Below are 26,227 nucleotides of genomic sequence, written 5' to 3'. Positions count from 1 at the left end.
AGCGCCTCCTTGGACCACCCCGATCTAACGCCGCTCGTGATGCCGAACGCCCGGGCCCTCCCCACGCGGGGGGGGGGGGCCCGCGAGCCCGCCCGCCCCACCCCTCCGTCGTGTCCGACGAGTTCCCTGTCAGCCGTGCGAGACGTTCAGGCCGTAGAAGGCGACCCTCGCCCCCTTCGTGGTGCTGTCGGAGGACGACTGGTTGTACGAGCCGGCCTTGAAGTACTGCTTGTAGGGGAAGAACGACGACGGGATCGCGTAGTGCGTGGTGCTGCCGTTGACGGTCAGGTCGATGGTGTTACCGCCGGACACGGCGATCGTGTAGGTCCACGTCTTGCCGACCGCCACATGTCCCACCGTGTGGGTCGTCTGCCCGCCGGACGGCGAGTTCTCGGTGCCGACGACGATGTCGCCGCTCGCTCGGTAGTACAGCTCCACGAGCGGCTTGGTGGACGATCCGCCGGAGCCGAGGTGGATCTGGCCGACGCACACGTTGGAGGTGACCGACACCACCCGCAACGTGGCGCTCAGCCGGTGGCTTCCGCCCAGTGACCAGTCCGCCGCGCCGCCACCGCGGTTCATCTCCCGCAGCTCGGAGCGGGCGTAGGAGGAGTTGGGCGTCGTGACGCCCTTCTCGGGCGCCCAGAACGTCATCGCGCCGTCACGGGTGTCCGTGTAGAAGTACGCGTCCTGGTAGCCGTTGGCCCCCTGCAACCGGGCGGAGGAGATGGTGGTGGGCGAGCCCGGTGAGCCCACGGGCTCCTGGAGCTGCCAGACCGACAGGTCGAAGTTGCCGCCGGGCGCGACGTTCGGGTCGGCGGCCCCGGCGCTGGAGGTGCCCAGGACGGTGGCCGCGGCGACGAGGCTCGCGACGGTGGCGGCCGTCAGGAGCCGTGGGTGAGCGGCAAGTCCAGTGCGGAAGGAGAGAGTTCGGGTACGTGGTCGATGATTCATCATGACGGTCACGGCCTTTCGTCTGGTCGGGTGGAGCAGACGGTGGGGGAAGCCGAGGTTCACGTACATGAACATTGAGTTCAACCGTGAACTTCGTGTGCCGTGACGCTAAAGGTCTGCACCAGCTCCGTCAAGAGGTCGCGCGCGCACGGCCGTTGAGCGCGGCCAGGACGTACGGGCGGTGCCACCGCGCGTGGGCACGCGGCCCGTGAGCCCTAGGAGGAAGCCGGCCGGAATGGTGATCAGCCCCGGTGTCTGGAGCGGGAACCAGCGGATGTCGTGGTCGGGGAAGACGGCGAACGGGGTGCCCGACACGGCGGGAGATCCCGCGAGCAGCAGCACCACGAGCGGGAGGGTCCCGTAGACGGTCCGGCGCACCCCGGTCGCGGAGTGGCCGGGCAGGAAGAGCGCGTACAGCAGGACGGGGGCGAGCACCGAGGCCGCGACGGTGAACGACAGAGAGAGCAAGGTCAGTCTGCCGCGGTCCCCGAGGGCCGCCGACACGACGACGGCGACCGCTCCGACCAGGACGATCCCCAGCCGCGCCCGGCGGATCTCCCCGGCGGCCGAACGGCCCCGGCCCCTGTGCCCGGGCCGCCCCCCGAAGTCACGGGCGAGACTCGATGCGGCGGCCAGCGTGATGCCCGCGACGGCCGCCAGGGTGGTGGCGAAGACGGCACAGGCGACGATCGCGAACAGCATGCTGTGCCGGGCACCTCCGGCGACCGGGTCGAGCGCGCCCGTCACCATCAGCAGAGCCGTCGCTCCCCCGGGGTCGGCTGCCCGCACCGGACCCCGGCCCAGCAGGGCGCAGGCGCCCAGCCCCGCCACCACGACCCCGGCGCACACCACCGCGACCGGGCCGACCGCCCAGCCGACGGCACGCCTCGCCGTGCGGGCGTCCCCGACCGGGTGCAGCCTCATGGTGATGTGCGGCAGACAGGCGGCGCCGACCAGGAGGGTGGCCTCGAACCCGATCAGATCGAGGCGCCCGGCGACGGAGTGGCCGAAGTGGAGTCCGGGGCTCGCGTAGTCGGCGCCCGCTCCCGATCGCTCCTGGGCAGCACCGAAGAGGGCCGACGGTGACCATCCGTACCGGGCGAGGACGATCCCGGCCAGAAGCAGCAGGGCGGTGAGCACGACACCGACCTTCAGGATCTGTACGTACCCGACACCGCGCATCCCGCCGAACGCGGCGTAGCAGACCATCAGGGCTCCTCCGGCGACGGTGCACCCGGTGAGCGCGCCGTCCGGGAGCCCGAACATGGCCGCCATGATGCGTCCGGCGGTGGAGAGCTGCACCAGGAGCAGCGGGGTGAGGACGACGAGGGAGGCGATGCCGAGCGCACGGCGTACGGAGGGGTCTCCGAGGCGGTCGGCGAGGAAGTCTCCGAGGGTGAACACCCCTCTCCTGCGCAGGGGTTCACCCAGGAATCGCATCATCAGAAAGAGCGAGAGGACGGTGGCGCAGGCGAACAGGATGCCGTCCGCCCCGTCGAGGGCGACCGCGCCGGTGGTGCTGAGCAGGGTGGCCGCGGAGATGTAGTCGCCGGCGATGGCCAGCCCGCCGCCGACCGGTCCGAAAGCCGCGCCGCCGCCCGCGTAGAAGTGCTCGGGGTCGTCCAGATCGGCCGCCGCCAGGCCGCAGAGCAGGAGGGACACGGCGACGAAGCCGAGGAAGACCATGACGGCGAGCGACTCCCCGTCGCCCACGGCGCTCACCGGCGGTTCTCGAACGGCGTCGGCGCGCATAGGCGTGTCCGTGTGCCCGGGACCGGAGATGACAGAGGGGCGCGAGAAACGGGATGTGGGCAGGTTGCGGGTGACATGCCCGGCATGGCATCAGCCGCGCCGGAGCGCGTACAAGGGGACCGTGCGTTCGGGCGGCGCGTGCACAGCGGTTGCGGGGCGGGGATGTGCGGAGGCACACCGCGTTGATCCATTGGGATGATTCACGGGCACGGCGGGGTGAACGCGGGGACCGTACAGGCCGCTTGGCGGACCCCCGGCCCCTCGCGGTCACTAGCGTGACTCCCTGTGTCGATGAGCTATGCCTTTGTGAACCTGAAACCCGGAGTGGGCAAGACGACGAGCGCGGTGTGGCTGGCTCACGCGCTGCACGAGTCGGGCTGCTCACCGTTGCTGGTGGACTCCGACCCCGCGTCCTCGGCGCTGCGATGGAGCGAACTGGCGGGAGGCTTCCCCTTCCCCGTGGTCTCCCTCCCGGTGGGCGACGTGCACCGGCGCGTCAACGACTTCATCGGCAACCGCGAGGCCGTGGTGTTCGACGCCCCGCAGATGGAGGATCACGCCCACATCGCCCGGAGCGTCATGCGGTACGCGAGCGAGTGGATCGTGCCGGTGACCCCGTCCCCCATCGAGCTGGACCGTATGGCGCCGATCGGCCGCGAGATGGGCGACGTCCAGTCGCTGCGGCCCCGGCCGGCCCGTTCCGCCGTCCTGCTGAACCGTACGAACCGTCCGGACGCCACCCGCACCGGCCCGGACGCCGATGCCCGCGAGGCGCTCACGGAACGCGGCTTCGACGTGCTGTCCACCCACATTCCCCGACTCGACCTGTACTCCCAGTCGTTCGGCAGCCCTGTCACGGTCAAGGGATCGGCGTACATGGATCTCGCGGACGAGCTCATCAAGCGTCAGGACGCGATGTGAACCAGCGCAAGGACACCTATCGGGCCGCTCTGCAACGGGAGCCGGACGACGCCGCGCCCCGGCACGCCAAGGTCGCACGGCTGGACACGCGATACGTCCGGGTGACGATCGAGCTGGACCCGGCGCTGCCGGACGAGCTGGCGCGCTGGGTCGGCCCGCCCGTGTCCGCGCTCCTGCGTGTCGGCGCCGCCGCCCTGCGTCCGCTGACGGGCACGGGCACGCCGTAGGCCAGGCGGCCGGGCAATGGCGTCGTGACGAGAAGTCAGTTCTCCATCGGGTGGCCGCCGTCGCCTTCGACGACGACCCGGTCCACGCCCGGCTCGTCGCCCCGTTCGACCATCGTCAGGTCGATCCGGCCGTCACCCGTGGTGTCGAACTGGTAGAGATCGGCCTTGCCGTCCCCTGTGGTGTCGGTCATCCAGACGTCGGTCTTTCCGTCACCGTTGGTGTCGGCGCTGAGCACGACGTGATGCTCGTCGCCCTGGGTCTCGATCGCTTCTTCCGTACCGTCATTCGTCTCCATGACGGCCGGTTGCCCCGGTCGACCCGTGCAAAACAATGACCCGCTCGGCCTGCGGCGGGAGTGGGCTCACCTGTAAGGCAGGATGGACGTCATGACCGAGATCCGCACCCCCCGCCTCCTCCTCCGCCGCTGGTACGACGACGACCTCGCCCCGATGGCGGACATCAACGCGGACCCCGATGTCATGCGCTGGATCGACGACGGTTCGGTCCGCGACCTGGACGCCACCGCCGAGGAGATGGAGCGGTGGGAGGACGAATGGGACGAGGAGGGCTTCGGCATCTTCGCCGTCGAGCTGCTGGCCTCGGGTGAGCTGGCGGGCTTCGCGGGGCTGTCGGTGCCCGAGTTCCTGCCGGAGGTACTGCCCGCCGTGGCGATCAGCTATCGGTTCGGCTCACCGTTCTGGGGCCAGGGCTACGCGTCCGAAGCCGCCCACGCCACGCTGGAGTTCGCCCTCCAGGACCGCGGCCTCGACCGGGTGATCAGCATCAACCACGCCGGCAACGAGGCCTCGCTGAACGTCGTCCGCAAGCTCGGCATGGAGCCCTCGAAGGAGACGGTCCATCCGGAGTACGGCTTCCCGCTGACCGTCCACGCGATCGATCTCACCGAATTCCAGGCGTGATTCCCCCGATCGACGCGTGATGTCCGCTCTCGACGCGTGGTCCCCGGCTCTCGGCATGTGAGCCCGCTCCGGCGGGTCTCAGCCGGACTCCGGTGAGCCGGTCGTGCCGTCCGGCTCCACGGTCGGGACGGGAACGGTGCGGCCGGGAACGGTGCGGCGGAGGGTTTCGGCGACGGCCGTGTTCGCGACCACGACGACCGCCATGATCACGGCTCCCAGGGGATGCCCCACGCCGTACACCGCGGCCGCGCCACCCCCCAGTACCACCGCTTTGACGAGGAGCACCCCGGGCAGTCCGGGCCTCAGCCGTGCCTTCGGCGCCGCGAACAGCGACCAGAGCACGACGGCCGTCAGGGGCACTCCCAGGCCGAGCAGGATGTGGAGCGACCGGCTGTCACCGACGGTGAATCCCCACCAGCTCAGACACGCGAGGGCAACGAGCTCCACCACGAACGCCAGGATCTCGTTGGCCGCGAACCACGGCCGCTCGGCGAACAGGGCTGTGCCGGGATCCGTGGTCATGAAGTCCTCTCGGTGTGCGCGTGGGCGGCCGGCATGGCTTGCGCACGGGAACACTACTGCCCCGCACGGCAGTTGATGCCGAAGGCATGGTCGCCGCGTGGCCCCTCCGGGGTTACGGCGGCCCCCGTTTCGCCCGACCGAGGAAGAACGGTGATCACAGGATGAAGGCGGTCCGGTTCCACGCGTACGGCGGGATCGATGTGCTGCGGGTGGAGGAGGTGGAGCGTCCGACGCCCGGCCCCGGGGAAGTGCTCGTCGAGGTCCGCGCGGCCGGGATCCAGCCCGGCGAGGCGATGATCCGGGAGGGGGCGCGGCACGGACGCTGGCCGGCGGCCTTTCCCTCCGGGCAGGGCAGCGATCTGGCCGGTGTCGTGGTGGAGGCCGGTCCGCAGGTGCGCGGCTTCGCGGTGGGTGACGAGGTCCTGGGCTTCACGCACGACAGGGCGAGTCACGCGGAGTTCGTCGTGGTGGAGGACGTCAAGCTGGTCTCGCGTCCGAAGGGGCTCTCCTGGGAGGTGGCCGGCTCGTTGTACGTGGCCGGCACGACCGCGTACGCCTCCGTGTTCGCGGTCGACCCCGGCCCGGCCGACACCGTCGTGGTGTCCGGTGCGGCGGGCGGAGTCGGGTCACTCGCCGTGCAGCTCGCGCGGCGGCGCGGTGCCACGGTGATCGGGCTGGCGAGCGAGCGGAACCACGCCTGGCTGAAGGAGCGGGGGGTCGTTCCCGTCCACTACGGAGAGGGCGCCGCCGAACGGATCCGGCAGGTTTCCGGCGGGACGGTCGACGCGTTCATCGACACGTTCGGCGACGGCTACGTCGATCTGGCCGTGGAGTTGGGCGTGCGGCCCGAGCGGATCAACACGATCCGCGACTGGGAGGCGGCGGCCCGGGTCGGCGCGCACACCTACGGCGAGGGCGCGGCGGCCTCCGCGGTGGTGGTCGGCGAACTGGCCCGGCTCGCGGCGCGAGGAGAGCTGGAGGTGCCGATCGCCCGTACGTACCCACTGGAGAGGGTCCGGGACGCGTTCCGCGAGCTCGAACTACGGCAGACCCACGGCAAGATCGTGCTCCGGCCCTGAGAGCGCGCCCCTCGGACCGGCCTGTTCGCGGTCATTCGGCGGGCTTCTCCCAGACCGAGACATGCCGACGGCTCTCGCTCGTGAAGGGTTCCCGCGTCCAGCCGTCCCATCGCTCACGCAGGCGCAGGCCGGCGAGCTGGGCCATCAGGTCGAGTTCCGATGGCCACACATACCTGAAGGGGATCGACCGGTACTCGCCGCGGCCGTCGACGACCTCGACGTAGTTCGAGCTCGTCGCCTGGGTGGCGACGTCGTAGATGTCGAACGCCCAGCGCGTGGGGCTCACTTGGAAGGGCACGACGTTCTGACCCGCCGGGAGTCTGCGCAGTTCGGGGATGATGACCTCGATGACGAAGCAGCCCCCTGGCTCCAGGTGGGCCGCCGCGTTGCGGAAGCACGCCACCTGCTCCTCCTGCGTCGTGAGGTTCATGATCTTGTTGAAGACCAGGTAGGCGACGGAGAACGTCCCCTCCACCTTCGTCGTCGCGAAGTCACCGATCGTGACGTCGATCGCGTCACCGCCCGGCTTGGCGCTCAGCCGGGCGACCATCGCCCGTGACAGGTCGATGCCGTGGACCGGGACGCCACGTCCTGCCAGCGGCAACGCGACCCGTCCCGTCCCGATGCCCAGCTCAAGGGCGCGGCCGCCGCCGGCCAGTCCCGCCAGGAAGTCGGCCGTCGCGTCGATGACGTCGGGCACGAACTCGGCCCCCGACGAGTCGTCGTACGTGGCCGCGGTCCGTTCGCCGAAGTATCCATCCGCTTCGTCCATCGCCAGACCGTACTGCGGGAGCCGTTCGCGGCGCGCGCCAATTGTTCGGCGTTCATGGTCGCGGGCTCGTGACGTTCCGGGCGCACTCTCGGCGTGGGGTGACGGTCACGGTGGAGGAGGAGCGAGCTGCCGCCCGGCCCGCCGCCCCGGGCATCCCCCGCCGGACGTCCGGCCGTTCTGTCGGAGGCGGCTTGTATCCTGCACGCCTCCGACGATCTGACGATCATGGGTACGGGCATGTGGGTACGGGGCGGGCGTCCAGGGGCGGGAGCACGGGGAGTTCGATGAGTGACGCACATCCGATACGAAGCCGCGAACCGGGCCTCTCGGTCGGCGCGCGCATCATCGCCGTGGTCGTCCTCGTCGCGATCGGGGCCGTCAGCGCCTGGCTCCAGCATGACGCGCGCGGCCGGAGCGCGGAGCCGCGCAGGGAGTTCACCGCGAGCAACCCGCCCGCCGGTCTGCCCACCGCGCTCACCACCGGCCAGCACCTCCACTGGTCCGGCTGCACCTCACCGCCCACCGCGCGCACGGGCTACGACTGCGCCACCATGAAGACCCCGCTCGACTACAGGAAACCGGACGGCAGGACGATCGACGTCGCCCTAATCCGCCGCAAGGCCACCGGTCCGAACGACCGGCGCATCGGCTCGCTCGTGCTCAACTTCGGCGGCCCCGGCGTGTCCGGCGTGAGCGGACTGCCCGAATTCCTCGACGAGTTCGAGCCGCTCCTCGACCGCTACGACCTGGTTTCCTTCGACCCGCGCGGCGTCGGTGCGACCATCCCCGTGCGCTGCGGGAAGACCGCGGACGACACCGGCTACGACGGGGCCGACGCCTGCGCCGAGCACTCCGGGCAGCTCCTGCCGTACATCGGCACCTCGCACACCGCGCGCGACCTCGACCTGATGCGCTACCTCCTCGGCGACGAGCGGCTGCACTACTTCGGCGTCTCGTACGGAACGGCGCTCGGCGCGGTCTACGCCCACCTGTACCCGTCGCACGTCGGACGGCTCGTCCTCGAAGCGTCCGTCGATCCGACCGAGGACCGCGACGAGAAGCAGGTGTCGCAGGTCAAGGCGGTCCAGGCGGCGTTCGACCGGTTCGCCGCGCACTGTGCGACCCATGTCCGGCACTGCCCGACCGGCGACGGGCCCGAGGAGGCCGCGCGGCGCATGGCGCGCCTGGCCGACCGCCTGAAGAAGAAGCCCGCCCCGGCCGGCGGCGGAAGGAACGTCGACGCCGACGACCTCGCGTACGCCGTCAGTGACCATCTCCGCCTCGGCACGGACGGCTGGGCGCCGCTCGCCAAGGCCCTCACCGCGCTGATGGACCGCAACGACGGCCGTCCGCTGAGCAAGGGCGCGGACGACATCGGCTCCGCCGACCGCGCGGCGACCCCGCCCGACAACAGCCGCGCCGCCCGGACCGCGATCACCTGCGCGGACTCCAGCCTGCGCCCCGGCTTCGAACGCCTCGACCAGGACGGGGCCCGCGTCGAAGCCGCCTCACCCGTGTTCGGCGCTGCCTGGTCCACCGGCGTCTACCTCTGTTACGACTGGCCGTTCGACGGCGAGCGCACCACGCCCCAGGTGAACGCCGACGGCGCGGCCCCCGTCCTGGTGGTCGGCGGCACCGGCGACCCGATCACTCCCTACTCCGGCGCCCGCCACATGGCCCGCGCCCTGGGCAACGGCGTCGGCGTGCTCCTGACGGCCGAGGAGGAGGGTCACGGCACCTACCCGCAGAACCGCTGCGTCACGAAGACAGTCGACCACTACCTCCGCACGGGCCGCACGCCGACCCCGGGGACGGTGTGCCGGGGCGACATGTCCTGAGGCTCGTACGGATCCGCCGGGCGGCCGTCGGCGCACCGGTTCGCTCGCCTGGGGCCCGGGCGTGCACCATCACGCCGCCCGGTCACACGTCGGCTATGTCGAGGAGGATCTGCGCCAGTTCGCGCGGCTGGGAGAACATCGGCCAGTGGCCGGTGTCCATCTCGATCAGCCGCCAGCTCCCGCTGGTCAGCAGCTTGGCTACGTCGTCGCCCGGCTCGGGGTCACCGAGCGTGCACTTGATGTAGGTCGCCGGAAGGTCGCCGAGCGGCCCCTCCAGCACGGCGGGTTCGGTCAGCGTGGCACCCGGGTGAGGTGTCGAACCGCCGACGATCCGTGCAATCTGGTCATCGGTGAGACCGTGGCCCTCGAAGTGGGTCGCGGGCGCGACCGGCCAGAATCCGCCGTTCTCGGCGATCGACGCCCTCATCATCGCCCCGCCGTCCGGCCAGGCGGAGACGAACGGTTCGCCGTCGGCCGGAACACTGGAGTCAAGGAAGACCACGTGCGCCAGCCGGTCGCCGATCCGCCCGGCGGCCTGACCGCTCGGGACACCCGAGTAGCTGTGACCAACCAGGACGACTTCCCGCAGGTCCTGGCGCTCGACCTCATCCACGATGTCCTGGACGTGGGTCTGCTGCCCGGCCGGCACGCCTCGCTTCTCGGCGAGACCGGACAGCGTCAGCGGGTGGACGCCATGACCGGCCGCACGCAGATGCGGCACCACGTCGTCCCACGCCCACGATCCGAGTCGCGCACCTGCGATCAGCACGAAGTTCGCCATGGTCGCACCGTAGCGGAGCGGCCGGACGACCGCTCCAGGAATGGTGACGCCGCTCCGGAGGCGCTTTCGATACGTGCCCTGGCGTCCCCGGAACCGAACTGCCGACTGCCGCCCCTAGGACCGAACTCCCGTCCCCCGAGGCCGACTTCAAGCAGTCCCGGGAGAGCGCCGTAGGCAGTCCCGGGAGAGGTCCCTCACGTGTCCGCGGTCACCGCTCTCAGGCCGGCCAGTGACTCCCGTATGAACTGGGTCAGTTCCTTGTCCTCGGTGCGGTCGACCCAGCGCCGGAAGGCGAACTTGAAGACGGCGATCCCCACTTCCGCGGCGAGCCCCGCGGAGGCCTCGTCGACACCCCGCTGCCGCAACGCGTCCGTGAGCGTCGCGGACAGTGAGGCCAGCTTGGTCAACTCGCGTTCCTGGAGCTCGGAGTTGGCGTCGATGACGGACTGCCGCTGCCGGGCGTGCTCCTGGCGTGCCTCCAGCACGGCCGCGGCGCCTTCGAGGGCCGCCGCCACGGCATCCAGCGGGGTGGCGGACTCGGGGGCCTGCGCGACGGCACTCGCGAGCACGTCCCGCAGCTCGCTCGAACCCGCGAACAGCACCTCGCGCTTGTCCGCGTAGTGCCGGAAGAACGTCCGCTCCGTCAGCCCCGCCCGTTCGGCGATCTCCGCCACCGAGGTGCGGTCGAAGCCGCGCTCGACGTAGAGCTCCAGTGCCGCCCGTGCGAGGCGGCCGCGCGCGTCCGGCTGCCATCGACCCATGCCCCGCATCGTACTCGATGACAGTTACTGACATCGCGACAGCGGGATTCGATGACAGTCACTGACATCGAGTGCTACGTTTGATGACAGTCACTGACATCGCTCGGTGGTCGCCATGTGCCCTCCCGGCGCCCGGACGGCCACTCAGGCTGGAGGCTTTCTCATGCGTGTTTTCGTCACCGGGGCATCCGGATGGATCGGCTCCGCACTTGTCCCCGAACTCATAGGAGCGGGGCACGAGGTGGTCGGGCTCGCCCGCTCGAACGCCTCGGCCGCGGCCCTCACGAAGGCCGGGGCGGACACGGTGTCCGGCACTCTCGACGACGTCGACGTCCTGCGCGCGGCGGCCGAGGCGTCGGACGGCGTGATCCACCTCGCGTTCAAGCACGAACTCGCGTTCTCCGGCGGCTTCCAGGACGCCGCCGACGCGGACCGCCGTACCGTCGAGGTGCTCGGCGACTCACTCGCGGGTTCCGGGCGACCGCTGCTCATCGCGTCGGGGCTGATCGGCCTGGCCACGGGCCGGCCGAGCACGGAGGACGACGGCAGGACGCAGGACGAACTGTCCGCGCTGCCGGCCGGCCCGCGGACGCGGATGGGCACCGCCCAGGTGGTCCTCGCCCTCGCCGACCGGAACGTCCGCTCGTCCGTCGTACGGCTCCCCCCGACCGTGCACGGCGACGGCGACAACGGATTCATGGCCGCCCTGATCGGCATCGCCCGCGACAAGGGTGTCTCCGGGTACATCGACGACGGCACCCAGCGCTGGGCGGCCACGCACCGCGACGACGCCGCACGCCTGTTCCGCCTCGCCCTGGAGGGCGCGCCGGCGGGATCGGTCCTCCACGCGAGCGCCGAGGGCGGCGTGCCGATCCGCTCGGTCGCCGAGGCCATCGGCCGCCACCTGGGCGTACCCACCCGCTCCGTCCCGGCCGAGGAGGCGCCCGAGCACTTCACCTGGCTGTCGGGCTTCCTCGGCCTCGACAGCCCGGCGTCCAGCGAGCGGACCCGGGGCCTGCTGGGCTGGAACCCGACGGGGCCGGGGCTGATCGAGGACCTGGAGATGGGGCACTACTTCCGGGACGGGGGGCGGTAGTAGGGGCGGCTCACGCCGGTCCCCAGGGCGGGAGGGAGCTCGGGTCGCCCCCGGGACGGGAGGAGAGCTCGGGCCCGGACCAGGATCGGTCCCGGAACCGATACCCGGAACCGGGGCCGGGGCCTGGACACCCGTAAGCCTCCAGGTCATACGGAAGGACTGTCTGTACGCCAGATGCCACTCCCGGCGTCCTCCCGACGCTGCGATCCCGGCGAAACCCGGGCACATTGACAGATATGCCCCTCTCGTTGCATCACATCGTCATCGACGCGCACGACCTCCCCTCACTGGCACGCTTCTGGGCCGAGGTGCTGGACTGGCGGATCCTCTCCGAGCGGGAGCGGGAGGTCGTGATCGGGCCGGACGAGACCGCGCCGGTAGGCATCTGCTTCATGCCGGTCACGGACCAGAAGGCCGTCAAGAACCGCGTGCACCTCGATCTGACCTCCGCGGCCGAGGACCGGGGGGCGGAGATCGAGCGCGTCCTGGCGCTCGGGGCCCGCAGGGCGGACGTGGGACAGAGCGGCGAGGAGTCATGGACCGTACTGACCGATCCCGAGGGGAACGAGTTCTGCGTGGTGCGCCCGAAGGCGACCCTCACCGGCTGAGGCCCGGTCGCCGGGCGGGTTCCGTTGGTGCGCTTGCGCCAGCGGGTGAGTGAATGGCCATCAGCCATCCTGCCCAGCGAACGCAGCGTGGGCATTTCACCGGCCGTCACGGCCAGCCGGGAGTCCTATCCGTGCCGCCTGAGACGACCATGGCCCGCACATCATGGCGAGACTTCTATGTGTACGCCGCCGGCTGCTGGTACCGCGATGGTTTCGGAACCCGGGCGGATGGAGTGCAGGCGATGCGCTGGTACTTCACGATGCTCGGCCGCGGCGACGGCGATGGAATCCACGACGCTATCGCGCTGCTGAAAGCCGCGTCCGGCACGGAGGAACAGGTCCGCGAAGCCGGCCGTCTCGCCCAGCAGCCCGCCGCAGCGGAGTCAGTGATCAGTACCGTACGGGGCAGGCGGCCCGGCACAGGGCGCTGAGTGTTGGAGTCTGCTCCCAGGGGCACGTGCTGGCCGCCGACTGCCCACAACGCCTTACAAGGAGTCTTCGCAGCGCCAACCAGCATGCCTGGCCAGATGCGGAGCGACTCCGGGCCCCCTGGATGATCTAGAGTTCCGGCGGCGGGCAGTCGACCCGCCTCTCAAGTACTCGATTCAGGGGTGGGGATTGATCACTGCAAGGTCTGCTGCTGTGCAGCGGAACAGATCGGCGGCCGTTCACCGCGTGGCCGCCGTGGCGGTGTCAGGGGGCATGGCGCTGGTGGGCATGGGGCTCACGGCGCCGGCTGCGCATGCCGCCGAAGGCGACATCTCGTTCTCGAACGTCGTCATCAACGGCGGCAAGCCCATCGTCGTCGGTACCAGTGCCGAGGTCGAGGTCCCGTTGACGTACACGGTGAAGAGCAACGTGTCGCTCGACAGTTGGTGGGTCGAGGCCTACCGCAGCAACAGTTCCACCAAGTACCTGCTCGCCATCTCCACGACCCAGTGGACCTGCAGAACATCCTCCGCGGGGGGCTTCACCTTCCGCGACTGCGACGAGACGATGACCATCGACCCGGACGGCATGCCGGGCGGCAATGGCGGCCACCTCGTCAACAGCGACGCCTCCGTGTGGAAGACCCTCGGCACGGGCATCAAGAAGAACGGTGGTTACGACACCGATCTCTTGTCCGCGACGGTCCGCCTCCAGCGTGCCTCGCGCATCCAGAGCACGAACGCGTCCCCGGAGCCCGTGGCCAAGGGCAAAGCGATCACCGTCACCGGCACCGTGCAGCACGCCAACTGGAGTCAGCACCGCTACGACAATTACGGCGGCCGGCTGGTGAAGCTGCAGTTCAAGCCCGCCGGTTCCAGCACCTACTCCACGGTCAAGACGGTGACCGCCAGCAGCACCGGCTACTTGAAGACCACCGTGACAGCCTCCCAGGACGGCACCTGGCGCTGGAGCTACGGCGGCAACACCACCACCGGTGCCAGCAATTCCTCAGGCGACTACGTCGATGTGACGTAAGGACCGCACCGCGGTCACATGCCCGCTGCACAGCGAAGGCCCCGCTCTGGCGGGGCCTTCCGCGTACCGGTGCCCCGACGACAGCTCCCGTCGCTGTCGGTGATGCTCGCGAGGGACGTGAGCTCTGTGTCTCAGGAAGTCCGCCCCCGTACGACGGAGCCCTGTGGCGACGCTGGGGTGTTCACGAGTGTTGTGACGTGCGGCGACGAGAGGCTCTGAAGATCATTCCCCGTGGGGTTGGTGATCGTTCCCCGAGGACACGCATCGGTGCTTTCAGTCGTGGCGGGGATACGCCTTGTTGCCGATGCGCCAACTGCCCTATCGGCCTGGACCAACAGGAAGATATCGGTGAACGTGTCTGCCCCGTGCGCGAGCGTCAGGGTGGCCGTCGCGACAGTGCCATGGACATCGACGGCGTCGATGCGGGGAATGCGGGTCGGTTCGTCCGGGGCTGGTTGGCGCTGGAAGAGAGTTCAGCATTCGTCCATGTGCCATGAGACAAATGCGCCGGGCCTTGCTCGCGTGGCCACGAAGCGTTGGTCTAGGCGACAACCTCAGCGACACCGCGTTCGCACAGAGACCGAGCGAGAGCAGTGACGACGAGTGCGTGCTCCGGGTTAGTGATCGTCTGATCTACCCGGAAGGGCTGGCCGGTGGCGAGGTGTTCGACCAGACGCGCGACATGAGCAGCATCGGGTTGGCGGCTCATCGCACCGAGGGCGAACAGAAGCCCCGTACCGTCGCCGGTCTGCAAAAGGATGACTGGGCTGTCTGGGCGGCCGCGCAGGACGCTGTCCGCTGTCAGTTCGGGTGCTGGGCGGAGTGCTCCTCCCCCGCCGATGACGCCGTTGGAGGTGGAGCGGGCCAGTTGATGGACCGTGAGGCTGTCGCGGATGGCCTGAAGGAGCGCTTCGGTATCGGTGGGCAGTGCCACGTCGGCCAGTGAAGTGAGGACGCCTCCGGGCAAGCGGGGATGGGACTCGGCGCGTTGGTTGAACTGCGGCATTTGGAGCGCGGCCTTGATGGCCGGCTGTGCTGCTGCGGCAGGGGTGCCGTTGCTGAATATGCCGATGGACAGGGCAAGGCTGGTTTCTGCGACGGGAAGCTGGTTGTAGTGCCACCAGTTCTCAGGGATGAAGAGTATTTCGCCGGGTTCGGCTTCCAGGACCAGGGCATCGGCTGCGTACGGGCTGACGTCGAGATGGCCGAAGCAGATGCCGTTAAAGGCTGCCTTCTCCTCGAGGCCGGCGTCGGCAAAGTAGTCTGGCTCCCACAGCATGATCTTCTTTCGTCCGTGAACCGGGACGAGGAACGTGTTGCACCAGTCGTTGTGCAGGCCGATCCAGGTCTCCTGGTAGTGCCCAGCAATGTAGACAACGTTGATGCCTGGTGCCGGGATACCTCGGCGGTCCACGAAGCCGCTGATGAAGGCTCGGGTCATCATTGCGACGCGGTCCGAGTGACGCAGGCAGTAGTCGCGCGTGTAGGTGACGGCCTCGGCGTCGTTCTGGGCCGCGAGGTCGGCGAGGTACTGCTCGAATTCTGCGACTGTCCTGGGCGGGGTACCAGGCAGGACGGGGTCTTTGAGTAACGTGCCGTCGACGTTCAGGGACACGTCGCCGGCGTTGATGATGTTGGCGCCGAGTTCGAGGACGTCTTCTATGGGAAAGAGGCGGCCGGAGGGGTCAGGAACCTTGAGGACGGCGGGACGGGTGCAGCCGTCAGTGGCCTGGATCGCCTGCTCCCAAAAGTCGGCGGGAACCTCCGGGAAGCGGATGGCTGTGGTGTCCGCGGGGACGGTGGTCATAGGACTTTCTCCTGAGGGAAGGCGCGGGGGTAGAGCCTGGTGTAGGCGTCGGGGATGTCGTCGTCAGGCAGAGTCAGCACGGTGCGCAGATCACGGCTGAAAGCGCCGATGGCGGTCGCGGCGAGGATGGCCAGGCCGAGTATGGCCATCGCGGTGCCTTCGCCGAGGTGTTCAGCGAGGAATCCACCGAGCAGGTTGCCGATCGGGATGGCCAGCCCGGACAGAAAAGCGACGCTGGCGGTGACGCGGTTACGCATGCTGGCAGGGGTGGCGAGGACCCGCACGGTGGAATTGGTGACAGTGATCATGATGAGGCCGACACCGCCGACGAGAAAACTGCCGGCGAGTGCGGCGGCCAGCAGGAGGGGCTGATCATTGATTGACGCGGCGGCGATTCCGCCGGCCAGGATCGAGAGCCCCGTGATGGTGAAGCCGGCCATCACAGTGGTGAAGCGCGTATTCGTCCCGCGAGTGCGGCGAGCGACAGGGCCTGTGCTCCCCAGCAGCAGTCCGACACCGAACGCTGCCTCGGCCACCCCGATCAGCCACGTGTCGTCGGGGAAGGAGCGGCGGGTGAGTGCGGGCAAAAGCACGGCAAAGACCGGGAAGAGAGCAAGGTTGACGGCGAGAGCCAGCATGGCGAGCTGGAACTCGGACCGAATCCGATAGATCGCCCGCCATCCGTCAATGGTGCTCCGGTACCACGTCGAAAGGGGAGGCTGACTCTTCTTCTCCGGGCGGGGCTCGCCGTCGGACGCCTCCGCGGACGCCGATGTGGTCGTCATGAGGAGGAAACTGCCGGCCACTGCTGCGGTGTTGACGGTAAGGGTGGCTCCCGTGCCGACGAGGCCAAGGAGCACGCTGGCCACGATCGGCCCGAGCACAGAAGACAGTGCCATGATGCTGCCTCGACGCCGCATCGCTGTTTCGACGAGAGAGACGGGTACCAGGGAGCGCACCAGGGTGGTCTGCAACGGTTCGCGCACACCGTTGCAGATGCCGATCACGGCGAGGCCCACAGCCAAGGCGGCCGAATGGTAGAGGTCACCGAGGTAAAGGCCGGTCAGCCCGGCGATCAGCAGCGTGCTGATCAGGTAACAGGCGGCTATGAGCCGGTCGGGCCGGTAGGTGTCTCCGAGCCATCCCAGTAATCCTCGGGCAAGGATCTCTGCGCCGGAGCCGACGGCGACGAACGCGGCAAAGGTGGCGGCGCTCCCGGTCTGTCCCAACGACCACCAGGCGACTGCGAGCTGTCCGCAGCGAGTGCCGACGCCGTTAAGGAGGACTGCGCTTTGAACTGCGTAAAAAGCCCGCCCCAGTCGGTTCTCGTCCGCGGAAGTGTTGGGCGATGTAATGGTGGAGTCTTGCATCAGGAAGCCGCAGTCTCTTTCGCGAGGGCGGAGCGGGTGTGTAGCTCCCAGGCCGCGGCCAGATCGGCCTGGACCAGCCGTCCCACCGGGGTGAGCTCGAGGCGGTCGGCGGCAGTGGTGACACAGCCACCGAGGTAGCCGACGAGTTCCGTTCCACGCTGGTGGGAGTCGGCGTCAGTGTCAGAACGAAGGAAGTAGCGGGCGGCCACAGCCGCGAAATGCCCGGCCAGCAGTACGCCCCTCAGCGACTTCCCCGATGTGCCGGACGGCAGGGTGAACTGTGTTGGCGAACCGTCAACTTGCAGGTCGCACAGTTCGGAGACGAAGGTCAGCCACACATGGGCGTGCTCATGGATGAGCGTTTCTTCCAGCAGACGGTCGTAGGCGAAAGCTGGGGTGCCCAGGAAGATGGTCTGCGGAATCAGAGCCGTGGTGCAGCTGATGTGACTTCCGGGCATGTGTCGGTAGCGAATGGGAATCTGGAACAGAGGCGTCCACTGGGGCACACGTGCGGTGATCCGCTCGGTGGCTTCGGTGATTTGCCGGAGCAGTTCCGGGTCTTCGAGCGGGACCGACTCGATGCCTTCGGTCCGGCAGCGAGCATTCTTACGAAAGACGTCAGCGGCTTTGGCCGGGTCGAGGTATTCGGCCAGCGTCGGGTAGGCCGAGGGATCAACTCGTCTGCGCGCAGCGGCTGCCAGGCTCAGCAGGGTACGCGGCTGAAAGGTGTCCGCAAGGAAGGGGGTTCCGCCGAGCGCCTGCCACAGTTCCATCGCACGAGTGGGCGAGGTCATGAGACTGTCGGCTGCCACGGCTGCTCCTTGAGAAATCGAAGAAGATCGTGCTGCTTGGTCCGGAAGGCATCGAAGTTCGCCATCTCGCCTTGCACCACCGTCGTCGGCAGGCCGACTCGATGGGTGAGGGCATTCTTGAGAGCGCCCATTGTGCGATCGGCGTACCAGCGTTGCTTGAGTTCGTTCACGATCGCGGCCGTCTGTTCCCCGGTGAGCAGGTGGCGGCTGGCGAGGTCAGCGAGGAAACGGCGTATGTGGAGCATGGGTTCTGACATGGGCCGGAAGGGTGGCTCGCTGCTGTGCATGAGAGCGACCTCGTCGTCGTCGAGGTTCGGGTCTCCCGCGTAAGCTTCAAATACTTCGCCGAACCCCCGCATGCCCAGGGTGTGCATCTCGGCGGCACGGATGGCACCCATCGAGCACAGGCCCCAGATCTGCCAGCCCTTTTCGAGGGCGGTACGAATCTCGGCATGGCCCACGGCCGGATAGCTGTGGAAGGTTCCGTCTGCGATTGCCACAATGCCTGGCTCTTCAGACAGAAGGGCGTCGATGTCGCCGCGCCGGGCCGGCGGGCGTAGGGTCACCCCTGTGTCTGCCCACGAGGTGGCGTCCATGCCCCAGATGGTCGGTCCTACGAACAACGTCACTGGTGAGGTGTTCACGCCTGCTCCTCAGGCTCGTCCATCATGTGCACCAGTCGCGGGCCGACCCGCTTGAGGTTGGGCTGGAACGACTCCAACTTCGGGGCGATGATCTTCACAACGGCCAGAGGCGACTCTGGGCGGGACAGCACCACACGCAGCACCTGGTGCACCCCGCATTCAGCCAGTGAAGCGAGCATGTCGGCCATGGCTTCTTCCACCGAGGCGATCCCCTCGGCGCTGGGGATCTGGGAATAGGCGATGCTTCGGCTCGCGTCTGTGACACGACGGCGCAGTTCGCGCTCCGCGACCCGCTCCTTGTCCGCGCCCTTGCCGGCGAAGTAGTTGAACCGTTCGATCAGGTCGTCGCGGCCACCGTGGATGTAGGACAGGCGAGACTGGGCGGCTTCGGCGAGCGCTCTGACTGCAGCGATCTCCTTGATCGGGTGCAGGCCGGATCCGACCGAGATCGCAATCGGGTCGTCGTCCGTGGGCTCCATGATGAAGCCCTGCACGTACGGGAGCCCGAACTCACTCGCGGTGTAGCGTACTTCGGCGTGCAGGCCTGCCGCCGCGACCCGGGCGCGCAGTTGGTCCAGATCGCGGGTGGCGACATCGAAGTCGATGAGCTGGGAGGTATCGCGAAAGTGGTTGAGCGCCTGTACGTCGCGCTCCATCACCTCGGCCAGGCCGTGCACGGTGGCTTCCAGAACAGAGTTGCCGGAGGCAAGTCCATTAGTACTGGTGCCGAATATGACCTGGCCGGGGTTTTCCGGGTACGGAGAGAACACCAGTTCAGCCGGTATGAGAACGGCCCGTCCCGTGACCACGTCCTGCGCCTCCACACAGGCAAGCGGACCGTCCGCCTCCACCTTGCGTTCCAGCTGCGGGCACAGATCCACGAACCGAAACGAGATGCCCGCCTGTAAGGCAACTTCGGCCGGCGTGGACATCACCACCTCGAGATGGGTGTGCCGGTACTCGGCCAGGGCGAACTCGATGGCCTCCATGTAGGCCCCCACCCGAGCCTCATCCGGATGGACGCCTTTACCCGCGTTCACGCACAGCGAGGCAGGCATAGCGCCAGGCCGGATACTGGAGAACACCGGTATGCCGATGCGGTCCAGCCAAGTGGTATCGGTGACCCTCGTGATCCCCAGTTCACTGGCCATTCCTCGGGCCGTGGCCAGCGTGTCGGCCAGCGACGTCGTGCGAAGACTTGAAGTCATCCGGTGCATGCAGAGGCTTCCTCGATCAATCTCGGTCTGTGTCAGAAGTACACGCGAACCGCCCGCACGGAATACCGCCGAAGCGGAGGCGCCACAGGTCAAGCTCCGTGCGTGCATTCGGTAAGTCCGACCAGGCCGTTGCGGCGGCCAAAGGCCGCCGCAACGGCTTATGCGCTGATCAGTCGCGGCTGGGCGCCGGCTCCTGCGGCACGAGGTTGTTCGACTCGTGGATCACGAAGCCGGCCTGCATGACGCCCTCGTTCTGCAGCAGGTTCGAGAACTTCTCCACCGCCGCGTCGTCCAGGACCAGGCTGTTGACCAGGCTGTCCGGCATGTTGCCTCCTTCTGATGGGTCGACCGACCGACAAGATCACCGGCCGCAGCGCTGACTGTAAGTCAGGCGGAAAGCATCGGCTGTGAGGCAAATCACCGCTGAAATACTGCTGCAACACAGAGGTCTTGGCGCAAAAGAATCAATCGACCGCAAGATCAACAGCGCCCCCGATCGCTATTTCACTACCAGCCTTCCCGATTCGGGAAATCTTTCAAGATTCAAACGGTGACACAAATGGCTCAATAGCGCACCTCAAAAAGACTCCAGACTCTGCACCCGCAGCCCACGGGCGTGTGCGCTCGGCAGACAGATAGGGGTAGAAAAATGGACACTCTCCTTAAAAGCCAACAACACTGAATAGATATGCCATTTTGCCGGGATCTGTGAACCTGCAGTTGGCCGTGGTGGTGCGTCGCGGTATCGACCAGATGCCCTCGACCGGGTTGAGGTCGGTTGTGTAGGACGGCAGTTGGAAGACGGTGGGTCAGTCGCGGTCGGCGATGTAGCGACGCACGCCTGCGGCGAGGTGGATGCCGAGGCTGTCCCGGGCCAGCACGATCGGACCGCCCATCTGCCACTGGGCACTTGGCCGACTCACGCTCCAACATGTCGAACAGTTCGTTGCCGAGCGGCGGCAGCGATGCCGGGTCCTTCGAGGCAAGAGTTCTCGATCCGTCCTGCGACCAAGCCTGCGCCAACGGTGTACCGACCTGGACGACCCGCAGGTCGTGAGCGATGAGCGCGGTCTCGTCGCCCTGGACGAACCACTCGGCCGCCTACAACCGCAATTGATCGCGGAAGGACCGCCGTTCGTCGGTCAGACCACCACCTTGCGCATACCATGCAGCCGGGATGCCGCAGAGATCACGAGGCGTCAGCCCCTACGACACACACTTTGAGTGGAGGAGCTCGAAGCCGAACTCAAGCGGGTGCGGGAGGACTTGGCGGACGCCGAAGAATTCTTCAGGCGCCGGGCGATCGGTCTCGAGCAGGCCCGGGCCGATGACCTGGGCCTCTGTCATGGAGCGGGTGACGAGAATCGAACTCGCACTCTCAGCTTGGGAAGCTAAGGGCATATAGGACTTACCCTCGGCCTGACCTATGGCAGAGGGGCGCAGACGCGTGGACGACTGCCGATCGGTTCCCCGTTGCTCCCCGTGGTTCCCCGCACGATCTGGCACGACCACTTCGTCCCGAACTCTCGGCGGAAGGGCCATCGATGATTCTCGGGCCGCTCAGTCAGCCGTGGCCGGCTTGTGAGGTACAGCCTCGGTTACTGAGGTTGCTGTACTTCCGTGCTGTACGGCTTCAGCCTACTGGTAGACGGCGAGGTCGTTGCCTCGGCTCATCGGTAGTCCTCCGGGTGGTTCTGCATCCAGGCATTGATCTTGTCCCGCGTTCCGGTGAGCAGGTCCTGGTGCTTCTTGAGGTTCGCGAAGGACTTGTCGCCGCCCAGCCTGGTCTGGAGTTGCGCGATCCACGCACGCGGCTCCTTGAAATGTCCAGGGCCTTGGGAATCGGCTTCCATCGCCCTGTCGAGAGCGTTGAGGTTGTCGAAAACCCGCCCGAGGAAGTACTCGCAGTTCCCCGGGGTCGTGCACCCGTCGTTGTAGGTGGCCTGAAGCTGGGCGAACACGTCGCGGACCTTCTCGACACCGGCTCCCGGTGCCGGTTGCACTGTGCTCGGGGCAGGCGTCCCCTCGGCCGCGGCGGCCGATGCCGTCTTGCGGACATCGGTGACGGGTGACTTCCCGTCACCCGGAGCCGCGCCCTGGCCGCCGGAACAGGCGAGCGACAAAGACGCCAGGACCACCACGAGCGAAGAAGCACAGAAGACGTGCCGCACACGTATGTCGATCATGCTCCATACGACACCTCACGAGGCTCACCGGTTGCACTACTTTCTCGCCTCGTGCCGGGACGGACGAAGGAGCCTTGGGTGTGGAGAGCCCCACGACCGCTGCCTTGTATGGGCGGACATGGTCGTTGGCACGTCCGCCCAGGTCACCACCGCCGTAGCGGCAGCCCAGATGAACGGCGCATCTCGACTGGGGCGACCCGTCGTTGACCGTGGTTGACCGCATGATGTGGCACGGTTGTGGCACGTTGCGAAACGACCCAGCGTTTACAGGTCCAAGCCGTTGATCATGGCGATCGACGGGTCCCCGACCCATCTCGGTCGGTGCGGCCACTGAGTTGGCCCTTACCGTCCCGGGCCGCCGATCTGGACAGGTCTGAGCATGACCCTGTCCACCTCGGCGCTTAGGGTCCACGGTCTGTGGCCGTCCGTCATACACGTGATCCACAGACGTAGTGGGCTTCCGGAATACTGCCTCCGCCAGCGCTCTTCATCGTCGGCTCCCTCGCTTACTCCTCACCGCCAAGGAGCATGGTCTCCAGCGCGAGCAGGTCCGCCCGACTGAGCCACTCCTCGGACCGGGATCGAGGGCGGCTCGGCCTGGACGGTTTCCATGGCCGAAACTGCATCGGCTCCTGTCAGCAGGTGAATGACCGCCCGGGAGCCCGGTCGATCCATGCTGTGGACATCAAAGACCCTTAAGAACACGATCAAGTGCGGACCGGCCTGCGGGCCCCCAGTTCGGCTTGCCGCCGGGCAGGCCGCGGTCCCCGTTCTGGCCCATCAACATCAGGAACAGGCTCTTCATCGCGGCCAGTCCGCGCGCCCGTCGCACTGCTGCCTCGTCCGCCTGAGCGTAGCTATTGAAAAACCGTGAGGCGCCGCCCGCGGGGAGTAGCAGCCAGGCCGCTGTGAGGTCCCACGCCGGGTCGCCGGCAAAGAGTGCGCCGAAGTCGACGACACCCGCCAATGTCCCGTCCGCGACGACGACGTTCGCGGGATGCAGGTCGCCGTGTACCCACACCGGTGGACCCTCCCAGCCCGGGGCCGCTACCGCCTCGCCCCAGACTTCACGGATCTCGTCGGCGCGGTCGGCAGGGGCCACGGCCTGGAAGAAGTGCTCGAAGCCGTCCGTGCAGTCCTTGGGGTGAGCGCCGAAGTCCGAAGCGGTCGGTGCGTCGGCGGGCGCCTCTACGTGCAACGCCCTGAGGAAGCCTGCCAGCGTCTCGGCCGCGTGGTCGCCGCGAGTGATCGAACCGTGGTCCAGCGACGTGCCCTCGACCCATGCCATGACGGTCCAGATCTTGGGGAAGCGCTCGGACGGCGCACCGTCCCGTAGGGGGACAGGAATCGGCAGCGGCAGGCGTGCGGCCAGAGCCGGCAGCCACCGGCGTTCCTTGAGCTGCAGATCGGGGCTCGTGTCCATCCGCTGCATCCGGACAGCCAACTCGTCACCGAGGCGCCACATTTGATTGCCCCACCCGCCCGCCACTTCGCGGATGGGCAGCTCGGCCAGGTCCGGATGCTGTTCCCGAAGCAGGTCGCGGACCAGATCCTCACTGATCTCAATCTCGGATTCGATCATGTCGAGCCACCGTACTTGAGGTAGACGGAGGCCACCTTGGGCTTTGGGAGATCCAGCTAATCCGGCACGTCGACTGTTCGCTCGTAGGCGTGGGCTGGGCGCCAAATGATCACTGACCCAGGGTCTTGGTGTTCTCCCCGCGCCCGCTCCCCCAGGGCGATCTTCGCCGCGCGAGTGCCGTGTCCGGGCGGGCCGCAAATCGTTGGACCAGAGGTCGCGTACGTGGGAGTGGACCTGATGCGCGAACGTTGAGGACTCTGGATGCCGCTGCCCGGTCCAGGAGTTCTCAGCCGTGGCCCGGCCCTTGTCCGCGCTCTGGCAGGGCCGGGCCGCACCCGTCCCGGCCTGGACCCCCGGGCGGGGTTCCTTCGGCGAGGAAGTTCACCTGTTGTCGGTCTACTGACCAAGCGAAGTGTGTGTCGTCGTCTCGCTCACCATTCGTCGTCCCAGTCATGCTCGGGGAACGGCAACGGATCCGTGACCCAGCCCGCCGTCAGCACGAGCCGTGTGTGGCGATGCAAAGCGAGGAAGCCGAAGGGCCGGTCGAAGGCGGCGCTGATCCTAGTGGTGACGTAGCGCAGGTCGGGCATTCCCGCGGCAGCCACTGCCTCGAAGGCCGTCACCGCGGCGGCCTCGAAACCCAACGCGCCGAACTTCGCCATGGTGTTCTGCTGGGCCGACCCGATGGCGAGCGGGAAGCCGCTGATGCCGGGGAAGTGTCCGCTCGAGGTGTCTCGTGCCGTCGTCAGCCCGAACAGGTGGTGCAGCTTCAGCAGATCGTGGCTCGCGTTCATGTCGTACGCCGCGGTCGTCACCTTCAGCGACGGCGGCTCGGGCCGTGTGCAGCGCACCTTCTCCACCCGCAGGCCAGGCCCCACGTTCCCACAGGGCAGCCGCGGTCCCGGCACGACCGCGTACCGACCAGCGAGCATGTCAACCCCGGCTCCCAGTACTTGTCCCGGCTTCATGTCCTCCTCACCGAGCAGCAGGTGCACATCGACAGCGTTGTTCCCCAGCACCTTCAGCTCGGTGACGTGTCCGTCGCGCGTGTGCGCAACCCCGACCCGGTCCGGCACAGCACCGGAGCGCTGCAGGCCCAGCCGCGGCCTGGTCGCCCAGGGCTCGTACGCCGTCTCCAGCTCCACTTCGCGGAAGGGACTCAGCCACCGGGTACGCAGGGCCAGCGCGCTCGCCAGCACCATCTGCGTGTCCTCGGTCGGCGTGAGAGGCATACCGCCGATCAGTCCGCCGGTCCGCTTCACCGCCCAGGCATCCAGAGCCTGTTGGTCGGCCTCGGGGACCCCGGTGAGTACGCCGTGGGCGTCGGCCGGCAGGCCCGCCTCCCACTCCTTGCTCAGCTCCAGCGTGCGCGTGGTCCACAGCGCCAGAGCCGTGTCCAGTCCCCGCATGGCGCCCATCGCAGCGAACAGCTCGCGTGCGGCGTCCGCCGCTTTCCCGGCGGGCAGCCCGAGCGCCTCCGCCAACTCGGCCCGCGCCGCACCCGCGGCCCCGTCGGCCAGGTGGGCCAGCAGCGGCCACACCCCCGCCGCCGAGAACACCATGCCCCCCTCCAAGGACTCCGCCCACCGTGCGGTCAACCCGTTCACCGCACGGACCGTCGTCGTCGCGATTCCCATTCCACCCCCATCGTCAGCACACTTGCTATGCGCCAGCCGTACATCGGTTCAGCGTCGCCACCCGGCCCAGAAGCACGTTGCCCGCGCCCTTGCCGCGACCTCCCTGCCCAGGCCACCCATCCGACCAACCAATCCCGGCTCACCATCTGCACCGGGTCACAAGGGTGGGGACTTACGAGTTGGTGCGTGATAGCGGGTGAGTCGTGTTTGCCTGATCACTGCCCGATCCGCTCGACGCCACCATAAGAGATCATCTCAATTGGCTTGATCGCTAGGCTGACCGCCGTGATGGCCATGGTGGAGCGGCTGGTGCCGGACGGGTTGTGGGAGTTGTTCCAGCGGGTGGTTCCGGCAGCGCCGGTGCGCCCGCAGGGTGGGGGACGACGCCGGCATGGGGACCGACAGGTGCTGGCTGCCATCGTGTTCGTGGCCACGACCGGTTGCACGTGGCGGCAACTGCCTCCGGGCTTCGGCCCCTCCGGGCCGACCGCACACCGCCGCTTCACCGAATGGAGCCGGGCCCGAGTGTGGGGCAAGCTGCACCGCCTGGTCCTGGACGAGCTCGGCGCACGCGGCGGACTGGACTGGTCGCGGTGCGCCATCGACTCCAAGAGCATGCGGGCCCTCAAAGGGGGGACCTGACGGGTCCGAATCCCGTAGATCGCGGCAAGAAAGGATCAAAGATCCACTTGATCACGGAGCGGACTGGTCTGCCCCTCTCCATCGGGATCTCGGCTGCGAACACCCACGACAGCCAGGGTCTGGAGCCCTTGGTGCGGGGCATCCCGCCCATCCGGTCCCGTCGCGGGCCGCGCCGCCGCCGCCCGGCCAAGCTGCGCGGTGACAAGGGCTACGACTTCGACCGACTGCGTACGTGGCTCCGCTCCCGCAACATCACACCACGCATCGCCCGTAGAGGCATCGAATCCTCCCAGCGCCTCGGCCGTCACCGTTGGACCGTGGAGCGCACGGTGGCATGGCTGTCCGGGTGCCGCCGTCTGCACCGCCGCTACGAGCGCAAGGCCGAACACTTCCAGGCCTTCGCCGGCATCGCCGCCACCCTGATCTGCTACCGCAGGCTGACAGCCTGACCGGCGAGACCTCCGAGCTGAGATGATCCTGCCGCAAAGACGACACACACCAGCGAGGACCGCCATGACCGACTACCTGGCCGCCGCCACGGCGATGCTCGGCCCGGCCCAGAACCGCTACGCGGACCCCTCCGCCTGGGACCGGCTCCACGCAGAACTCGGCATCCGACTGCCGACCGACTACC

27 protein-coding genes are annotated in these 26,227 nt (G+C 68.2%); 10 read left to right on the top strand and 17 right to left on the bottom strand.

Annotated features, from left to right (window positions below; genetic code table 11):
* Nucleotides 1-129: 129 nt before the first annotated feature.
* Together ACIQ7M_RS29900 and ACIQ7M_RS29895 are read right to left on the bottom strand one after the other, a co-directional pair.
* Nucleotides 130-954, bottom strand: a complete 825-nt coding sequence (locus ACIQ7M_RS29900) for a polysaccharide lyase family 7 protein (protein WP_403650669.1) — start codon at nucleotides 952-954, stop codon at nucleotides 130-132.
* A gap of 108 nt (nucleotides 955-1,062) precedes the next feature.
* Nucleotides 1,063-2,706: a cation acetate symporter gene (locus ACIQ7M_RS29895; protein ID WP_403650271.1), complete on the bottom strand. Its 1,644-nt coding sequence runs from the start codon at nucleotides 2,704-2,706 to the stop codon at nucleotides 1,063-1,065.
* A gap of 291 nt (nucleotides 2,707-2,997) precedes the next feature.
* Between ACIQ7M_RS29895 and ACIQ7M_RS29890 the strand changes: the two genes are divergently transcribed.
* Entirely contained in the window at nucleotides 2,998-3,627 is a 630-nt protein-coding gene (locus ACIQ7M_RS29890) for an AAA family ATPase (RefSeq protein ID WP_386982461.1), read from the top strand.
* Nucleotides 3,624-3,854, top strand: coding sequence for a hypothetical protein (locus ACIQ7M_RS29885; RefSeq protein ID WP_403650269.1), 231 nt, complete (start codon nucleotides 3,624-3,626; stop codon nucleotides 3,852-3,854). The genes ACIQ7M_RS29890 and ACIQ7M_RS29885 overlap by 4 nt, the downstream gene beginning before the upstream one ends.
* Before the next feature lie 35 nt (nucleotides 3,855-3,889).
* Here the strand turns inward: ACIQ7M_RS29885 and ACIQ7M_RS29880 are convergent, their stop codons facing one another.
* Nucleotides 3,890-4,150 (bottom strand): hypothetical protein, encoded by a 261-nt coding sequence (locus ACIQ7M_RS29880; RefSeq protein WP_386982466.1) that lies wholly within the window; start codon nucleotides 4,148-4,150, stop codon nucleotides 3,890-3,892.
* 91 nt (nucleotides 4,151-4,241) lie between these two features.
* Here ACIQ7M_RS29880 and ACIQ7M_RS29875 point away from each other — a divergent pair, with 91 nt between their 5' ends.
* Nucleotides 4,242-4,775: a GNAT family N-acetyltransferase gene (locus tag ACIQ7M_RS29875; RefSeq protein WP_386982468.1), complete on the top strand. Its 534-nt coding sequence runs from the start codon at nucleotides 4,242-4,244 to the stop codon at nucleotides 4,773-4,775.
* Between the two features lie 78 nt (nucleotides 4,776-4,853).
* On the opposite strand, the gene ACIQ7M_RS29870 is transcribed toward ACIQ7M_RS29875, so the two are convergent.
* Entirely contained in the window at nucleotides 4,854-5,297 is a 444-nt protein-coding gene (locus ACIQ7M_RS29870; RefSeq protein ID WP_403650266.1) for a YrdB family protein, read from the bottom strand.
* A gap of 161 nt (nucleotides 5,298-5,458) precedes the next feature.
* On the opposite strand from ACIQ7M_RS29870, the gene ACIQ7M_RS29865 reads away from it, so the two are divergent.
* Nucleotides 5,459-6,376: an NADP-dependent oxidoreductase gene (locus tag ACIQ7M_RS29865; protein WP_386982472.1), complete on the top strand. Its 918-nt coding sequence runs from the start codon at nucleotides 5,459-5,461 to the stop codon at nucleotides 6,374-6,376.
* A 31-nt stretch (nucleotides 6,377-6,407) separates the two neighbouring features.
* Here the strand turns inward: ACIQ7M_RS29865 and ACIQ7M_RS29860 are convergent, their stop codons facing one another.
* Nucleotides 6,408-7,148: a class I SAM-dependent DNA methyltransferase gene (locus tag ACIQ7M_RS29860; RefSeq protein WP_403650264.1), complete on the bottom strand. Its 741-nt coding sequence runs from the start codon at nucleotides 7,146-7,148 to the stop codon at nucleotides 6,408-6,410.
* Nucleotides 7,149-7,432: 284 nt separating this feature from the next.
* Between ACIQ7M_RS29860 and ACIQ7M_RS29855 the strand changes: the two genes are divergently transcribed.
* The gene (locus ACIQ7M_RS29855; RefSeq protein ID WP_403650262.1) at nucleotides 7,433-8,986 is read left to right on the top strand and encodes an alpha/beta hydrolase; all 1,554 of its coding nucleotides are present in this window, start codon (nucleotides 7,433-7,435) and stop codon (nucleotides 8,984-8,986) included.
* Nucleotides 8,987-9,068: 82 nt separating this feature from the next.
* Here ACIQ7M_RS29855 and ACIQ7M_RS29850 read toward each other — a convergent pair whose 3' ends face one another.
* Both ACIQ7M_RS29850 and ACIQ7M_RS29845 read right to left on the bottom strand, forming a co-directional pair.
* Nucleotides 9,069-9,767 (bottom strand): alpha/beta fold hydrolase, encoded by a 699-nt coding sequence (locus ACIQ7M_RS29850; RefSeq protein ID WP_403650260.1) that lies wholly within the window; start codon nucleotides 9,765-9,767, stop codon nucleotides 9,069-9,071.
* Nucleotides 9,768-9,961: 194 nt separating this feature from the next.
* Complete coding sequence (locus tag ACIQ7M_RS29845) at nucleotides 9,962-10,528, bottom strand: TetR family transcriptional regulator (RefSeq protein WP_403650258.1); 567 nt, start codon at nucleotides 10,526-10,528, stop codon at nucleotides 9,962-9,964.
* A 163-nt stretch (nucleotides 10,529-10,691) separates the two neighbouring features.
* Here ACIQ7M_RS29845 and ACIQ7M_RS29840 point away from each other — a divergent pair, with 163 nt between their 5' ends.
* From ACIQ7M_RS29840 to ACIQ7M_RS29825, 4 genes are all read left to right on the top strand, one after another.
* The gene (locus ACIQ7M_RS29840) at nucleotides 10,692-11,624 is read left to right on the top strand and encodes an SDR family oxidoreductase (RefSeq protein WP_403650254.1); all 933 of its coding nucleotides are present in this window, start codon (nucleotides 10,692-10,694) and stop codon (nucleotides 11,622-11,624) included.
* 236 nt (nucleotides 11,625-11,860) lie between these two features.
* Nucleotides 11,861-12,232: a VOC family protein gene (locus ACIQ7M_RS29835; protein ID WP_403650251.1), complete on the top strand. Its 372-nt coding sequence runs from the start codon at nucleotides 11,861-11,863 to the stop codon at nucleotides 12,230-12,232.
* Nucleotides 12,233-12,285: 53 nt separating this feature from the next.
* Nucleotides 12,286-12,663 carry a hypothetical protein gene (locus ACIQ7M_RS29830; RefSeq protein ID WP_403650248.1) on the top strand — a complete coding sequence of 126 codons (378 nt, stop codon included), beginning with the start codon at nucleotides 12,286-12,288 and terminating at the stop codon, nucleotides 12,661-12,663.
* A gap of 211 nt (nucleotides 12,664-12,874) precedes the next feature.
* On the top strand, nucleotides 12,875-13,696 hold the full coding sequence (locus ACIQ7M_RS29825; protein WP_403650245.1) for a hypothetical protein: 822 nt from the start codon (nucleotides 12,875-12,877) through the stop codon (nucleotides 13,694-13,696).
* 131 nt (nucleotides 13,697-13,827) lie between these two features.
* On the opposite strand, the gene ACIQ7M_RS29820 is transcribed toward ACIQ7M_RS29825, so the two are convergent.
* The 10 genes from ACIQ7M_RS29820 to ACIQ7M_RS29775 all read right to left on the bottom strand — a co-directional run bounded on the left by ACIQ7M_RS29820 (nucleotide 13,828) and on the right by ACIQ7M_RS29775 (nucleotide 24,951).
* Nucleotides 13,828-14,118: a hypothetical protein gene (locus tag ACIQ7M_RS29820; protein WP_403650667.1), complete on the bottom strand. Its 291-nt coding sequence runs from the start codon at nucleotides 14,116-14,118 to the stop codon at nucleotides 13,828-13,830.
* A 119-nt stretch (nucleotides 14,119-14,237) separates the two neighbouring features.
* Nucleotides 14,238-15,503, bottom strand: a complete 1,266-nt coding sequence (locus ACIQ7M_RS29815) for a cupin-like domain-containing protein (RefSeq protein ID WP_403650242.1) — start codon at nucleotides 15,501-15,503, stop codon at nucleotides 14,238-14,240.
* Complete coding sequence (locus ACIQ7M_RS29810) at nucleotides 15,500-16,873, bottom strand: MFS transporter (RefSeq protein WP_403650239.1); 1,374 nt, start codon at nucleotides 16,871-16,873, stop codon at nucleotides 15,500-15,502. Before ACIQ7M_RS29810 ends, ACIQ7M_RS29815 begins: the two co-directional genes overlap by 4 nt.
* Nucleotides 16,873-17,685, bottom strand: a complete 813-nt coding sequence (locus ACIQ7M_RS29805) for a hypothetical protein (RefSeq protein ID WP_403650236.1) — start codon at nucleotides 17,683-17,685, stop codon at nucleotides 16,873-16,875. Before ACIQ7M_RS29805 ends, ACIQ7M_RS29810 begins: the two co-directional genes overlap by 1 nt.
* A complete protein-coding gene (locus tag ACIQ7M_RS29800) occupies nucleotides 17,664-18,281 on the bottom strand; it encodes a TfuA-like protein (protein WP_403650233.1) in 618 nt (205 codons plus the stop codon). The genes ACIQ7M_RS29805 and ACIQ7M_RS29800 overlap by 22 nt, the downstream gene beginning before the upstream one ends.
* A 44-nt stretch (nucleotides 18,282-18,325) precedes the next feature.
* Nucleotides 18,326-19,546, bottom strand: coding sequence for a YcaO-like family protein (locus ACIQ7M_RS29795; protein ID WP_403650230.1), 1,221 nt, complete (start codon nucleotides 19,544-19,546; stop codon nucleotides 18,326-18,328).
* A 169-nt stretch (nucleotides 19,547-19,715) separates the two neighbouring features.
* A complete protein-coding gene (locus ACIQ7M_RS29790; RefSeq protein ID WP_403650227.1) occupies nucleotides 19,716-19,871 on the bottom strand; it encodes a hypothetical protein in 156 nt (51 codons plus the stop codon).
* Nucleotides 19,872-21,216: 1,345 nt separating this feature from the next.
* The gene (locus ACIQ7M_RS29785) at nucleotides 21,217-21,732 is read right to left on the bottom strand and encodes a hypothetical protein (protein ID WP_403650224.1); all 516 of its coding nucleotides are present in this window, start codon (nucleotides 21,730-21,732) and stop codon (nucleotides 21,217-21,219) included.
* 685 nt (nucleotides 21,733-22,417) lie between these two features.
* A complete protein-coding gene (locus ACIQ7M_RS29780; RefSeq protein ID WP_403650221.1) occupies nucleotides 22,418-23,314 on the bottom strand; it encodes an aminoglycoside phosphotransferase family protein in 897 nt (298 codons plus the stop codon).
* A gap of 431 nt (nucleotides 23,315-23,745) precedes the next feature.
* Nucleotides 23,746-24,951: a serpin family protein gene (locus tag ACIQ7M_RS29775; RefSeq protein WP_403650218.1), complete on the bottom strand. Its 1,206-nt coding sequence runs from the start codon at nucleotides 24,949-24,951 to the stop codon at nucleotides 23,746-23,748.
* 294 nt (nucleotides 24,952-25,245) lie between these two features.
* Here ACIQ7M_RS29775 and ACIQ7M_RS29770 point away from each other — a divergent pair.
* A protein-coding gene (locus ACIQ7M_RS29770) for an IS5 family transposase (protein WP_403650665.1) occupies nucleotides 25,246-26,042 on the top strand; the annotation gives its coding sequence in 2 pieces (ribosomal slippage) (nucleotides 25,246-25,581 and nucleotides 25,584-26,042; 795 coding nt in all).
* Nucleotides 26,043-26,227 lie beyond the last annotated feature (185 nt).

This window comes from Streptomyces sp. NPDC096324 (assembly GCF_044763015.1).
GTDB lineage: Bacteria > Actinomycetota > Actinomycetes > Streptomycetales > Streptomycetaceae > Streptomyces.
Note: the sequence above shows the minus strand (reverse complement) of the source record. Positions and strands in the feature narration are given on the sequence as shown.